This window comes from Myroides albus (genome assembly GCF_009711045.1).
GTDB classification, from domain to species: domain Bacteria; phylum Bacteroidota; class Bacteroidia; order Flavobacteriales; family Flavobacteriaceae; genus Flavobacterium; species Flavobacterium album_A.
Genome location: NZ_WMJX01000028.1, coordinates 19548 through 34309 on the forward strand (window position 1 = coordinate 19548; position 14762 = coordinate 34309).

The 14762-nt window shown below is 31.9% G+C and carries 15 protein-coding genes and 1 pseudogene; 12 read left to right on the top strand and 4 right to left on the bottom strand.

Features of this window, described 5'->3' with window-relative positions:
* Positions 1-34: 34 nt before the first annotated feature.
* Positions 35-1513: a catalase gene (locus GJV76_RS11565; protein WP_155092780.1), complete on the bottom strand. Its 1479-nt coding sequence runs from the start codon at positions 1511-1513 to the stop codon at positions 35-37.
* Positions 1514-1880: 367 nt separating this feature from the next.
* On the opposite strand from GJV76_RS11565, the gene GJV76_RS11570 reads away from it, so the two are divergent.
* Complete coding sequence (locus tag GJV76_RS11570; RefSeq protein ID WP_196216226.1) at positions 1881-2588, top strand: GNAT family N-acetyltransferase; 708 nt, start codon at positions 1881-1883, stop codon at positions 2586-2588.
* 571 nt (positions 2589-3159) lie between these two features.
* On the opposite strand, the gene GJV76_RS11575 is transcribed toward GJV76_RS11570, so the two are convergent.
* Positions 3160-3468, bottom strand: a complete 309-nt coding sequence (locus GJV76_RS11575) for a hypothetical protein (protein ID WP_155092781.1) — start codon at positions 3466-3468, stop codon at positions 3160-3162.
* A 99-nt stretch (positions 3469-3567) separates the two neighbouring features.
* On the bottom strand, positions 3568-4542 hold the full coding sequence (locus GJV76_RS11580; protein ID WP_317162600.1) for a helix-turn-helix domain-containing protein: 975 nt from the start codon (positions 4540-4542) through the stop codon (positions 3568-3570).
* 57 nt (positions 4543-4599) lie between these two features.
* Between GJV76_RS11580 and GJV76_RS11585 the strand changes: the two genes are divergently transcribed.
* From GJV76_RS11585 to GJV76_RS11605, 5 genes are read left to right on the top strand one after another with little or no spacing between them, the layout of a single operon-like run.
* Positions 4600-5649: a tyrosine-protein phosphatase gene (locus tag GJV76_RS11585; protein WP_155092783.1), complete on the top strand. Its 1050-nt coding sequence runs from the start codon at positions 4600-4602 to the stop codon at positions 5647-5649.
* A gap of 51 nt (positions 5650-5700) precedes the next feature.
* Positions 5701-6306, top strand: a complete 606-nt coding sequence (locus GJV76_RS11590; protein WP_155092784.1) for a hypothetical protein — start codon at positions 5701-5703, stop codon at positions 6304-6306.
* A gap of 4 nt (positions 6307-6310) precedes the next feature.
* Positions 6311-6970 carry a DUF4328 domain-containing protein gene (locus GJV76_RS11595; protein WP_155092785.1) on the top strand — a complete coding sequence of 220 codons (660 nt, stop codon included), beginning with the start codon at positions 6311-6313 and terminating at the stop codon, positions 6968-6970.
* Positions 6971-7011: 41 nt separating this feature from the next.
* Positions 7012-7713 carry a hypothetical protein gene (locus tag GJV76_RS11600; RefSeq protein WP_155092786.1) on the top strand — a complete coding sequence of 234 codons (702 nt, stop codon included), beginning with the start codon at positions 7012-7014 and terminating at the stop codon, positions 7711-7713.
* Positions 7714-7721: 8 nt separating this feature from the next.
* Entirely contained in the window at positions 7722-8438 is a 717-nt protein-coding gene (locus tag GJV76_RS11605; RefSeq protein ID WP_155092787.1) for an SDR family NAD(P)-dependent oxidoreductase, read from the top strand.
* A gap of 88 nt (positions 8439-8526) precedes the next feature.
* Here GJV76_RS11605 and pdxR read toward each other — a convergent pair whose 3' ends face one another.
* On the bottom strand, positions 8527-10011 hold the full coding sequence (gene pdxR / locus GJV76_RS11610) for a MocR-like pyridoxine biosynthesis transcription factor PdxR (RefSeq protein ID WP_155092788.1): 1485 nt from the start codon (positions 10009-10011) through the stop codon (positions 8527-8529).
* A 190-nt stretch (positions 10012-10201) separates the two neighbouring features.
* Here pdxR and GJV76_RS11615 point away from each other — a divergent pair, with 190 nt between their 5' ends.
* The 6 genes and pseudogenes from GJV76_RS11615 to GJV76_RS11640 all read left to right on the top strand — a co-directional run.
* Positions 10202-10528 carry a DMT family transporter gene (locus tag GJV76_RS11615; protein WP_155092789.1) on the top strand — a complete coding sequence of 109 codons (327 nt, stop codon included), beginning with the start codon at positions 10202-10204 and terminating at the stop codon, positions 10526-10528.
* Positions 10529-10636: 108 nt separating this feature from the next.
* Positions 10637-11176, top strand: coding sequence for a GNAT family N-acetyltransferase (locus GJV76_RS11620; RefSeq protein WP_155092790.1), 540 nt, complete (start codon positions 10637-10639; stop codon positions 11174-11176).
* Between the two features lie 120 nt (positions 11177-11296).
* Positions 11297-11890, top strand: a complete 594-nt coding sequence (locus GJV76_RS11625; protein WP_155092791.1) for a Crp/Fnr family transcriptional regulator — start codon at positions 11297-11299, stop codon at positions 11888-11890.
* Positions 11891-12051: 161 nt separating this feature from the next.
* On the top strand, positions 12052-12672 hold the full coding sequence (locus tag GJV76_RS11630; protein ID WP_155092792.1) for a hypothetical protein: 621 nt from the start codon (positions 12052-12054) through the stop codon (positions 12670-12672).
* Between the two features lie 11 nt (positions 12673-12683).
* Positions 12684-13091: a DoxX family protein gene (locus GJV76_RS11635; RefSeq protein ID WP_155092793.1), complete on the top strand. Its 408-nt coding sequence runs from the start codon at positions 12684-12686 to the stop codon at positions 13089-13091.
* A gap of 731 nt (positions 13092-13822) precedes the next feature.
* A pseudogene (locus GJV76_RS11640) lies at positions 13823-14762 on the top strand (hypothetical protein); the annotation flags it as partial.

Sequence of the window (14762 nt, forward strand, 5' to 3'; positions counted from 1 at the left end):
ACCGCTTTTCGTAATAGAGTTTTAAAAAAAATTATTATGAATTCATGTGTTTGCTTATATCAAAATTAAGACCTTGTGCAATACGTGTACCTAACTCTACATCTGCTCTAAACCAATGACAAAGTTGTCTACCTATAATTTCATTGCGTTTAGGACCTTCAACACCGCTCATAGAAGCTACAATATTGTTAATTGTATTTTGCTTTTCTTGGTCAGTCATAATGCGATATAGGTTACCTGGTTGGCTAAAGTGATCATTTTCTCCTTCAGCATTTCTGTCAAATCGATCAGCTACCTCACCGTATATTCTTTGTGCTGGTTCAGCGTAACTTTGATCAACAACTATATCATCAAAACTATTAGGGAAATAATTTGGTGCATCTTCTCCATTTCCATCTACACGCATGTATCCATCACGTTGATAGTTGTTAGTCATAAAAGGACAGCGATTTACAGGGATTTGCTCGTAGTTAGTTCCTAATCTATAACGCTGTGCATCTGGATAAGAAAGAATACGCCCTTGTAACATTTTATCAGGTGAAAAACCAATACCGTCTACAATATGAGTCGGAGCAAAAGCTGCTTGTTCAACATCTTGGAAGTAGTTGCGTGGCATTCTGTTCAATTCCATAACCCCAACATCGATTAGTGGATAGTCAGCATGAGGCCATACTTTCGTAACATCAAAAGGGTTAACAACAGCTTCATTCGCTTGTTGTTCTGTCATTACTTGAATTTTTAAATTCCATTTAGGGAAATTTCCTTCTGAGATATTTTGATATAAATCGCGTTGAGCATAATCCATATCCGTCGCTCTCATTTGATCTGCTTCTGGACCTGTTAAGTTTTTAATTCCCTGTGCAGTTTTGAAATGGAATTTTACATAAACTCTCTCATTGTCGCTGTTTATCATTGAGAAAGTATGACTTCCATAACCATTCATATGTCTAAATCCAAAAGGAGTCCCTCGATCAGACATTAAAATCAAAACTTGGTGTAAACTTTCAGGGTTTAATGACCAAAAATCCCACACCATTGTAGGTGACTTTAAGTTAGTTGCTGGATGTCTTTTTTGAGTGTGAATAAAGTCTGGGAATTTCTTAGCATCTTTGATAAAGAATACAGGAGTATTGTTACCCACTAAGTCCCAATTCCCATCTTCAGTGTAAAACTTTACTGCAAATCCTCTTGGATCTCTTTCAGAATCAGCAGATCCTTTTTCACCACCTACAGTTGAAAAACGTACAAATACATCCGTTTGTTTTCCTACTTCTGCAAATAGTTTAGCTTTAGTATATTTTGTAATATCATTAGTAACGGTAAAAGTACCATAAGCTCCAGAACCTTTAGCGTGAACAATTCGCTCAGGAATTCTCTCTCTGTTGAAATGAGCTAATTTCTCGTGTAAAATGTAATCCTCTAATAAAACAGGACCTCTTGCGCCTGCTGTTAATGAATCTTCATGATCTACATATGGTCTTCCCGAAGCCGTAGTTAATTTTTTATTTTCCATAATCTATTTGTTAGAAGTTTATATCTTTTTTCTTGGTACAAACTTAGCGCGATAAGTTGTTGAATTATAGTCTATTTGATATTATGAATCGATACTGTTATAAGTAAAACTTATAATTAAATATTTAATGATAGTTTTATCTTATTTAATAGAATCAAATAATAAATACAATAATTAAGCCATTAATGATTAGATGTGTTTGATTTTTTTATTTATTAAAGGAATATATCTTGTAGGGGAAATACTTTGAAATATTTATCTTTAGGCCTATTAAAAAGGTATGTTTTTATTTAATCGATTTTGATACATACAAGAGAATAGATATTCTTTTATTAGAACGACTCAAACTGAATCTCCTCAGTTTGACTTGTTATTAGAGAAGGTAGATGCCTTAAATGTGTGGCCAGAATATATTTTAAATGACCGCATAAATATGGAGTATTGGGAAAGGATTTATTATGAGTTTCCTTTGTTTCAATTTTTTCTAATGGATGGTGATGTTTTAGTAGCCAATGGCAATTGCGTACCCTTGTATTTGACCAAATCTGAGCGCCAGAATTTATCCGATAGGGGATGGGATTGGGCTTTAGAAAAGGCTTTTATTGACAAGGATAAACAGTCAAAGGTTAATACACTTTGTGCACTTCAAATAGCGGTCAACAAGAATTATCAAGGTCAGGGGATAAGTAAATTGCTTTTGAGATTCATGAAAGCAATAGCGAGAGAACAAAAGTTGAAAGATTTTATTTTGCCAATTCGCCCAAGTATGAAGCACTTGTACCCATTGCAAAGAATGGAAGATTATATGCAGTGGATTAATGAAAAAGGGCAACCTTACGACTCTTGGATCAGAACTCATTTGAACAATGGAGCTAAGATAGTTAAAGTTTGTAAGGAGTCTATGTTCGTTGATGGTACTGTAAAACAATGGGAAGAATGGACGGGGTATACTTTTCAATCGTCAGGAAAATATATTATTCCCTTTGCATTAAACCCTATAGAAATAAGTATTGAAACAAATAGAGGAGTTTATATAGAGCCTAATGTATGGATGCAATATAATTTGGACGATTAATTGTGTATGAGCATTAAAACTATTGTAGTTTTTAGGTGGTTGTGCTAACATATATTCAGTAAAACGTCAATTAGAAATAACATATGTGAAAACGCAAAGAGCTATACTTTAATTAAGTATTTAGAGTACTGCTTTAGGGCTTTTGCGTTATTTAAGCTATAGAATATCAATGCGCCACAAAAATACATGACACAGTCAATCCAGTCCCCAGTATATCTTTCGTTGTTTTGAGGCAAATACCATTCAAAATAGAAACAGTAATAGAATGTAGTAATTAATATAAAACTCAAGGGCAATTGCAAAGTTTTATTGCGTTTGACCTTTCTGTATGTGAATAGGCAAATGCTAAGGACAAGGGGTATCGTTAAAAAATCATTTACATAATTATTTATCCATAACGGAAGAGTGATATCTGCTTTTTGTAGTCCATAGATTATTGCTGCTATGCAACAACTGATATAAAAAAGTTTTGTTTTCATTTAAAAGGATAAAACGACTCCTGCTTGCTTTATAGCAAAGGAGTCGTTTAGGAACTGATTAAATATAATAAACTCAAATTTGCTTTTTTTTGTTAAGCTGCGATAAAGCCAATGATATAAGCAATACCAGCCATAATAGAAACTCCAACAATCCAAATAGAGTGGATAATTAGGGCTGTGATGCGTATCAAAGGATTCTGGTGTTTTAACATCTTACGAGTAAACTTTTCAAATTTTGTAGGTTCAGCATTTATTTCTTTTTGAATTCTTTCTTCAGTAACTTTTTGTTGTTCCAATTGACGTCGTAAAACAAGGTTGATGACTTCCCCACAGTTTACGCAATAATCGCTATTAAGATTTTCAGTTTTACACTTTTGACAAGTAATATAATGCTTACTCATTATTAGTTTTTTTAGAGATTAATTCTTGTTGTTGTTTGACTTAGCAAAGTTCAATGTAATAAAAGTGTAAAAAAAGACCTCTTTTTGCTCAAAACTGGTCTAAAGCAATCCTTTTCTGTATAATCGGGGTGAACAACCTACTTTTCTTTTAAAAAACTTTCCGAAAAAAGAAGTGGAATTAAATTGAAGAATATCTGATACTTCAGAAATACTCAGCGATGTATTGCTCAATAGTAATTGAGCTTCTACAATAATAGCATCATCAATTATTTGTCCTATGGTTTTACTTGTTATTTCTTTAACGACTTTAGACAAGTAGCTTTCAGATACACAAAGGGAACTTGCATAGTAACTTATTAATCGCTCGGTTTTGAAGTGTTTTTGCAGTAATTCAAGAAACTTTATGGTCAGAATTTCTTTTCTTGATAGATTTCTTTTTAGCGTGTTATAATTGTACTGACTTGTATCGAGGAGTTCTAATAAAAGTAGTGAAAACAAGTGCTTTATCGCTACTTGTCGATTCGTAAGGTGGCTTTTTTGATTGTTTTTACGATCGATTAAGGTACAAAGGTTGTGTATATTGTTTTTTTGCTCTTGATTTAAAGAAAGCTTATTAACCGTATTGGGAGCTAAGAGGATAAATGTGCTTTTTTCGTTTTGTGAATGTGTGTTTTCAAAAGCAAAAGACTTGTCAAAGCTAATAGCAGTAAAGTTTATATTGTCACTAAACTGTCTAAAGTGAATAACCATTTGAGGAGGAATAATCGTTATTGTGTTTTCTAATAAAGTATACTTTATCAGGTTAATTTCTAAATTTATTTGTCCTTGGTTAATTAAAAGCAATGTAAAATTATTACTTCGATAGGGATATTTTAAGGGGTTTTCGCTAAAGGAGCTGTGAAAATCTATATAAATACCACTTTCTTGGTAGTCTCGTCCCAAGATATCAAGTAACTCTTTTATAGAGTAATTGTTTATATTGTCTACAGGAGTCATCTTTTTTTTGCAAAAATAGGCAAAAGCTTTTTTACACAGCGTTTTCTTTGATGAGGTATTGCTTAAGTGGTTTTTCACAAGTAAATAAATACACTTTTGGGTTATTATGCTTATTTTTGAAATAAAGGTATTAGTATGGAAATAAAGAAGGTGTTTAGCGTTGTTTTTTTACTTGTATTGACTTTGCAAGGGTGCTCATACAAAACAACTTATCAACCAATCGAATATTCATCAATGGTTAATGATAAACCTCGCATCGTTGAGCAAAGCAACAAATATATCGGTGTTTTTGATAAAGGAGATAGAATCATAGATCCTACGCCACTAAATATTACGGAAGATAAAGTCAACTTTACCCATACAGATCGAAAGTTTTTTACTGTTGTTCACAAAGAGGATACCTTAGTTGTATCAAATCGAGAGATTGATTTTAGAAAGGTTCACAATTTTAGAGATTTAGGTGGTATTCCTACGAGTGAAGGTCGTTATACTAAATGGGGAAAGATATACAGAAGTGGTCACTTGCATAAATTAAACAGTAAAGAAAAAGAGAAAGTAGTTTCATTGGGAATTACTACTATTATTGATTTAAGAACAGACAAAGAAATAGGAAAGAAACCTGACAAGACTCCAAATTCTCTAACATATCACAATTATCAAGCATATGATGATTCTGAAGATATGTTTAGCAAAACAAAGAAAGATGTTTTAAAAGGAAAGTTGACACCAAGTCAAGCAGATAGCTTAGTTGTGGAGTTTTACAGTTTGTATCCAACACACGATATCAAAAAGGTAAGGGAGATAGTTTTAACTATTTTAGATAACACAGAGTCGACCTTGTTTCATTGTTCTGCAGGAAAAGATCGAACGGGAATGATTGGAGCTATTTTATTGAGTATTTTAAAGGTAGAGCAACAAGTAATTATAGATGAGTATCTCCTTTCTAATAATTACCGTGTCGAAGAGGTAAGCAGTCGTATGAAATTGGCTAAGTTTGGCAAGTTTTTATATCCAAAGATAAATTATCAAGTAATAGAGAATTTCTCCTGGATAAAACCTATGTATATTCAAGCAATGTTTGATGGTATTGCTAAGGAATACGGTTCGATGGAAAACTATATTTTGAATGGATTGCAAATTGATAAGGAAAAGCAAAGAGAATATATAGAAAAATACACGCAATAAATTATTAATTGGGTATGATATGTGTATCTATATTGGACAAAATTTATTATTATGAGAAATAGAATAATTACTTTGATATTTTTGTGTTTATCTCAATGGATGAGTGCACAGAGCTTTAGCGAAAAGATAGGCACTCTTATGCAACTGGTAACAGAAAATGAGGTTGATACTCTTGCAGTGAAAGAGCTTGTCAAGACCATGGTTCCCAATGGAAAAGAGTTTAAGGAGAATCCTATGAACTACAGTATGTATGATCGATTAGAAGGAGATATGTTATACTATACTTCTTATAAAACAGCAGATGAAGATAGGATGTCAATTGAAAAATTGAAAATGAATGATAAGCCTTATTACAGTATCCGATTTTTAGTAAGTAGTTCATATACCATTGAGAAGGATGGTAGTATTAAATATGATCAACCAGATTATGAATACAATAGTGATTACGAATCAGTGAAGAAGTATTGTACACGTGCAATGAGTTATAAAAACGGTAAAGGAAATGCAGAGGATGCACCATTGTTAAGTTGTATTTATACAAATCCTGAGAGTAAACGCAGTTTAATGTATTGGGTAGTTTTTGATAACGCAGTGAATGATAAAAAGGGAAATAGAATAAAAGAGTTTAAAATTCAGGATGTTGAACTTTGGAGATAAGTAAATGGATAAAATAACACATAGAATAAATCAATTAGTTAAGTTTTCATCTTTTTTACTGCTTGTCGATGTATATGCCTTATTGAACTTTACAATCATGGATAGCATTGTGGTGAGTAACGTCTTAAAGGGGATTCATTACAAGCGCTCTGATTTAGTGCATTTAGAAACAATTAGTGTTTATTTGAATCAGTTTCACCTTGTTGTAGGTGTCTTTTTTGTAGTAACCTTTTTAGCCTGGTTTTTTAATGCATTCAAGAATTTGCAAAAACTGGACACGGTGTTTTATGAATCTAAGTACTGGACTATTTTAGCTTGGATAGTTCCCGTGTTTAATTTGTTTTTGCCCTTTACTATTTTAGCGAAGATGTGTAGACGTAGCTATTTGTATTTGAGAAAGAATCAAATTAGTTACGGAAAGAAGTACCCATTTAGTCTATTTGTATTATGGTGGTTTATTTACGTTGTTTTCATTTTGATTAACTTGTTTCGAAATGTTCTGTTAATGTATGGTGGATTCAAGTTTTTGTCTGATTTGAATGTTTATATGCACCTACTAAATTTTATAGGGGTTTTAATCTGTTTTAATTTTGTGCGTCATTTTATTCGACTACAGTGTTTGATGAGCAGTGTTCTACCTGAAAATGAAGAAATAGCAGAATAAAGAAACAGGTTGTTAAAAAAACTATTTTACTTTTATAAACAATGGCTGTAAAACAAGATTTTTTACAATTAATAGCATCTTTAGGACAGGACTACGTAGAGCAAGGTTTTGTTAGTTCTCAAAAAGGGCAAATGCTCAAAAAGAGATCTAAAGACAGTGAATTGGAATTACAGATAAGATTTCAACCTGTCGTATTAGAAAAAAGTGGTGATATTCAAGTTAATTGCTTTTTTGCAGTGCAAAGCGAGAGATTACAACAATGGCGATTTAATAAGTATAGAAGTAAGGATAATGCAATAGCTACACTTTTGCTTGTTTCTGTAGTAGATTTACTTCCTCCTGACGCAAAGGTAAATACGTGGGTTCTCACTAGTGTTAATAAAGAAAATCTCTATTTAGAAATTAAAGAAATGTTATCTAAATATTTAGCCCCTTTACTTTTCATTTTTGAAGAAACATTACTTGCCGTTGAATTAATTTCAGAGAAAGGATGGAGGTTAACTGATGATATGAATATACAGCAGTTAGCTTTTCCTATTGATTTTTTATTGTGTTATACAGATATAAAAACAGTTGAAAGGGTTTTTAATTTATATTTGCAGAGAGAAGGTTTAGTATCGCATGCCAAACGAGTTTACAAAGAAATGCGATCTTCAAAATACATGGGATTTATTGAGAGTACTAAAAAAGAGAATAAAGTTTTTCAATTGGCTTTTCTCAATGGATTGCATATTTATAATTAACTTGATTTATGAAACATAAACGTTTTTTAGTATACGGGGTAAGTAAAGGTTTGGGTAATGCTATTATAAATAGCATACCAGAAGATGATGATAAAGTATTTGGTGTTTCCAGAAGTAAACCTTTACAAACCAAAGGCGACTTTGTTTGGATTCCAGCGGATTTATCTAAACCTGAAGAAGCTGTCTTGAAGATTAAAGAAACCATTCACGATACAACTTTAGACTGTATTATTTATAATGTTGGAATATGGGAACAAACAGCGTTTTCTGAGGAGTATGATTTCGAAGGATGTTCTTTTAAGGAAATAGATTCAATTGTACAAACAAATATTACGGCTTGTATCATGGGTTTACAGGCGTTTATTGCTAACTTAAGACTATCGAGTAATGCTAAAATTATTTTGATAGGATCTACTTGGGGATTAGAAAACCACAAGGGAAGTGAAGTTGCTTTTTCTGCAACTAAATTTGCTTTAAGAGGAATCGTACACAGTTTAAGAGAATCACTGCGCAAAGATAAAATAGGTATTACGATTTTAAACCTTGGCTATCTTGCAACTGAGTTTGATATAAGTGTACCTACTGAAGAAGTTATAGAAGAAACGCAAGGAGCTCTAATCCCTCTTTTTGATGTCATATCAGCAATTAAGTTTGTACTTAGTACTACTAATGCCAGTTGTGTAAAGGAGATTACCATACCAGCCATGCTTGACGAAAACGTGTAAGACTCTACCAAAAAGACTGGTAGTTCTACAATTTAATCAATCAGATAGGCAAAACAAATCTCTTAGAAATTTACTGCTACTATCGAATTTAAAGCTGATTGACACTATGGTGTAGAATACTTAAAACTATTTCTATTTCGTCTTTGTCAAGATGTCCAAAGCCAAGGCGTGTAGCCCTAATGTCTTTATTTTGGTATAAGAGTGTTTTAGGGATACTCAGATTGTTATTGAGTGCAATTTTCATCAGATTGTATAGGTTAATTTCTTTATTCCAATTTACCCAGACAGCCAATCCTCCAGACGGTTTATTGAATGAGATTTGATCTGGAAAATATTCATTGAGTAATTTACAAAAGTAATTGCGTCTTTCCTGATATACTTTGGTGGCCTTTTTTAAATATCTACTTATTTCACCTTCTTCAATTAATTCTGCTAAGACCTGTTGCATCAGAATATCTCCTTGTGGATTTATTACGTTTAAGTGCTTTTGCATTTCGTGTATCACATCCTTTGGGGCAACTATAAAACCCAATTTAAAACCAGGGATAAGTGAATGGCCAAATGAACCTGTATAGACAACCATTCCATTTTTATCAGAACTTGCAAGGGGAACAATTGGGCTCTTGTCATAGTGAAACTCATAGTCATAATCATCTTCTAATATGACAAAACCATATTTGTTTGCTAAGTGAAGTAGTTGAACTCTTCGTTGAGGGCTAAGTGTAACTGTTGTGGGATAGTGGTGATGAGGTGTAATGTAAAGTAGTCTGATCTTGTGTTTTTTACATAAATTCTCAACGTGTTGAATAATAATACCTTCCTCGTCAACTCCAGCAGTAAGTACTTTTGCACCTTTGTTTTGAAAAGTCATATTACTTGAAAAATAGCTTAAGTCGGTTACTATGATTTTATCCTCTTTGCTTAGTAATGTCTCTGCTGCAATATAGAGACTCATCTCACTGCTATTGGTGATTAGTATATTTTGAGTATTGATTTGTAATCCTCGAGATAAGTTGAGATAATTTGCCATATTTTTTAGAAAAAAGGCATTGTTCTCATAACTGCTATTGTTTAATTTCTTCTTATTGGTCTTTCTTTTTATGCTGGCACTGTAAAATGACGATAATTGATTGATTTGAACTAATCTATTGTCAGGAGTACCATCTGTAAAATAGTATTTTGTTGTTATTTTCTCATAAGGGCTATCTAATATATTAGATTGTTTAAAAGCAAAGCCAGCTTTATCTGGATAAATAGATGAATATTGCTCAAAAGAGTTTTTTAATTTGACAGGAGTATTCTTCGTTTTCTCTATAACGAAGGTTCCTTTATTGGCTTTACTTTCAATCCAGCCTTGAGCCTGTAACTCATCATAAGCAGCAATAACTGTATTTCTATTGATTTGCAGTAGTTCTGATAGCTTTCTTGTACCCGGTAGTTTAGTTCCTTTCAATAAATAGTTTCTCTGTATAGCATTGCTAAATTGATTGGCGATTTGCATATAAAGAGGAGTATTCGATTTTTTATCAATCTGGATAAAACTCAAAAAAGGTATTTTGGTTGGACTACTCATGTTTAGATTTAAAATAGAATTGACAATGGTGGAAATTTACGAAGTTATTTTGGTTATTGCTTTAAAAGTGATTTGTCTTTTGTAAATTGAAGTAAATGACATACTAAAAAATCCCGATATAATTTTTAACCTATGTAAAAAAAAGTAGGTGAATATAAGCGAAATTTGCACCGAATTTTAAAAGCATAAAATGAATTGGTTATTATTGATTATCGGTGGGTTATTTGAAGTAGGCTTTACTTTCTGTTTAGGAAAAGCAAAAGAATCAACAGGTAATGAAGCAATCGGGTGGTATATTGGCTTTTTTATAGCAATGACACTAAGTATGGGCTTTTTAATTAAAGCAACACAATCCTTGCCTTTAGGTACAGCATATGCTGTTTGGACAGGTATCGGCGCAGTAGGAACTGTTATTGTGGGAATTTTGTTTTTTAAAGATCCTGCTACATTTTGGAGGTTGTTTTTTATCACAACTTTAATTGGGTCGATTATAGGATTAAAGTTTGTTTCTAATTAAAAAAAGATGGGATAATTCGGATTTTAATTGTTCAAACTGTACTATTTATTGGGTTTTTTATGTTAACTTAGTGATTATTGAAATAGCAATTATTAAATAGCAGAAACTATGCAAAATAGTAAATTAGATATCTTTGATTCGAACACTACAATAGATATCAATGAGAAATTTCTGATTAAGCCAATTATTGAAGAATTTATTGATCAAGAAGCACTTTTGTATGAGCATAATTGTAGAACCTCTGGAGTAAAAGAACAGTTTCCGGAGTTTTATGCGGCAGATCAATTAGAAGCTAAAGAGCGGTTGTTACATTTTATAGGAAAGGCAAAAAAGAGAGAAAGTATTTTATACTGTATTAGATTCAAAGACTTTCTTGCGCCTATTGGCTATATATACTTGGGAGCTCCTCAAAATAAGAATGATAATTGGCAGGCTAAAGTTTGGGTTAACGGGAGTATGCAGAAAAAGGGAATTATGTCCAATGCTTTGAAAAGCCTTGTTCCATTATTGCACAATTTTGATATTTCTTGTTTAGAGTATTCTGTTCCTCGTTTACATGACTCAGGACAGAAGATTTTTGAAAAGATAGGATTTAAGCTCGTTAATCAAGATAATGGAATGAATAATTATCATTATACAGTAGAATAGTATTACAACTATACACTAAAAAAGTCTTTACTGCGATAGCAGTAAAGACTTTTTTATTTTCTATAAACAATAAAAGGCATAAATATTGTTTATTTGCGCTCTAATAAGTTTAGAAGTAACATGGATAAAAGACAGAGGATATTAGACTTTTTTCTTAATCATATAAAAGAGAGTGTCAATCTGACCCAAGATGAAGTTGAATTATTATATGAATCTATAGATATAGTTGAATTAAAACGCAAAGAGTGCGTCCTTCAGCCTGGTCAAGTTTCTAAACACATGCGATTTGTTGTAACAGGAAGTATGAGGTGTTACTATTTGGATTTAGATAGTCAAGAACACACTCTTCAAATTGGCATAGAAGGATGGTGGATCAATGATTTGTATTCCTACTTAAGTGGTAAGGAGTCACAAATGTTTGTTCAAGCTATTGAAAAGACAACCCTTGTACAAATCAATAGTGAAGCATTGGAGAGGTTGTATGTCAAAATTCCCGCACTATCAACTTTTTTTAGGATAAAGATTCAAAATGCATATGTTTCACTTCAAGAGCGTATGCTGGAACAAATGAGTATTCAAGTTTTTGATCGCTATCAGAAATTTATTAAAGAATATAGAAATATCGAACAGAGAATACCTCAATATATGATCGCATCTTATTTGGGGGTAACGCCTGAATTTTTAAGCTATCTAAAGAAAAAACACAGTATGTAAGTTTTTAGTTAGTAAATCCTTAGTACCCTTCTAATAAGGTTGTCTTTTTTTTAAAATGGTTGTTTTTACTTTTTTTATAGTTGTTTTTATTTCTTAAGATATCTTAATCTTTAGGAATCTCAATGACAATACATTTGCCTTACAAACAACAATAATAGGCAATGAAACAACTTATATTCGTAATTGTGCTTTTATTCTCCATCGTCATGAGAGGGCAGCAATTATCTTTTTCACCAGAAGTGATGGTGGGAAATAGGTCATACTTTTACACACACACAGTATCTTATCAAGTTAATGACAAATGGAAATTATCAAATTTGATATTGTTCGATACAGAGTATACAGAAGATACTCATAATATTCTTTTTATTCGAAATACAGTTAGCTATAAGATTAGTGATCGTTTTAGCCTTCACAATGGGTTTGGAGTGAAAAACCCAGGAGCTTTTTTTCTGAGTTATCTTCAGTATCAATATAAGAATAAGCAAAATACTTTGAATATATCATATTCTGCTGGAGCAACTTACCAAGCAGGATTTACATTAGAACAATCTTTTTTAATCGAGTATACCCCTAAGTTAACTCAAAAGTTAAATGCTTTCTTTAGACTATCAGCAGTTGGAAATACTGATTTTAATGAGTATACAAGAGGATTTCAACATATTAGAATAGGGCTAAAGGATGAAAAGTTAATGTATGGTTTAGCTTTTAATGCAGAACAGTTTAATATCTCATGGGATCACTTGGAGAATTTAGGTGTGTTTGTGAAGTATAATTTTTAAAATTTTAATATATGAATATAGATAGAAATTTAGGAGTAGGTCTATTATTAGCACGTATTTCAGTAGGGTTACCAATGTTGTTTTATGGAATTGGTAAGGTAATTAACGGAATTACTTTTATTCAAGGTATGTTGGTAGATAAAGGATTACCTGGTTTTTTGGGTTATGGAGTCTACGCAGGCGAAGTTGTTGCACCTATAATGATTTTACTGGGTTTTCGCACGAGAATAGCTGGGCTCGTTTTTGCAATTAATTGTTTTACAGCTATGATGCTTGCGCAGTCAACGCAGTTGTTTACTTTGAACGACAATGGTGGATTAACGGTGGAGTTATTGTTAATATACCTTTTGGTATCTTTAAGTTTATTCTTTACTGGCAGTGGTAAATTTGCTTTATCTACCTCAAGTAAATGGGATTAACAAAATGAGTATTTACTGTACTTTAAGTATGTTAAAACAAAGGCCTTTCTAAAGTTGTAGAAAGGCCTTTGTTTTTGATTAAGCTAAAGATTGAGTTCACTTAGTGTTTTTGTAAATAATTTGTCTACACCATAAAGAAATATTGTCAGATGTCCAATATCATATAGAGGTTCTTTATTGTGTATTTTTTAATGTTTGGTTTATTTCTTTTGGGAATAACGGAGGTATTTGTCGTGTGATATTATTTTTAGATCAGTGCAATTTTGGTTGGACATTCTTCGAGTATTTGCGCACATTCTTAGGGGTTTTGCTCGGAGAACACGCTCTTTTAGCATGAGAACCCCAAGGATAGTCGAAGAAAACGCAAAGAAAGTCGCACAAAAGGACAATTACTTCGTTCACTTACTGAGTTCAGAATCAATTTAAAAATGTTGAAAATTAACATTTAGATGAATTCAACAGAAAATAGTATTTATTAACATAATGTGTTTATTATAGTTTTGGTGTTTTGTAATTTGAATTGTTATTTTTATGTATTTAATATTATATATTTTGTTTTATTGTGTATTTATTATTTCTATAGTAGTTAAAGTGCTAAATGTTTTATATTAGTTTGAATTTGTTAATTAAATACTTGATGGAAGTAGCTTGTAATATGCTGATTTATAATACTTTTTGTTTATTGTTTAATCTATTATGTTAAATTTGTATTGTATATATAAACAAAAGCTATGAAAAAAAATATTATACCATTGTTGGCATTGTTTGGAACAATGACTGTTTATGCTCAAACAGGAATCGGTACACCACTACCAAATGCTAGTGCTGAGCTAGAAATAGGCTCCAAAAATAAAGGGGTTTTGATACCACGAGTTGAGTTAAAGAGTAGTTTAGATTTAACTACTATTGTTAAAGATGGAGATTATCCAGAAAGTTTATTAGTTTACAATACAGGAAGTACAACCCTTGAAGCAGGATTTTACTTTTGGTCAAATGCTAAGTGGAATGCTTTGGTTTCAAATAGTACATTATATACTTATATTAAAGAAACAGCTCAAGATGGCAATGTATCAATTACTAATGAAGGTGATAATAATTTTACTTTTAAATGGATTGATAAATCAACTAAAGAGGAGAAAGAGGTTTCTATCAGTGATTTAGTAAAAGAGTTTGAAACAGTGACTACTTTAGCTCCTGGTACAGGTACTGAAAAGGCTATTTTAGTTTATAAAAATGAGGATAGCACAACACCTGATACAGAAATAGATCTTACAAAACTACTTAAAGATAGTAAAGAGTTTAATGAGTTTTTGAAAGTATTCGTTAGTTCTGCAAGTATCACTGAAACAGAAACAAGTATAATTGCTGTGATGAATGGTACTAAAAAGACAGGTGTCTATAAGTACTATAACGAAAAGAGAGCAGATTCGAATTATGAGCCTGTAGAGATAACAGTAGTGGGTGACGTAATGAATAACTTCGAAGATATTATCAACAATGAAGATGTTAAGAAGATATTTAATGATTACTTCACAACTAATCCGCCAGCAGGAGGAACAGTTACATATACCTTTGAGAATGACAAACACATCTTTAATTATACAGATAAGGATGGTAAGCCTCAGACTTTAGATATGTCTAAGGTAGTTAAGGACTACGAAACTTTAACTA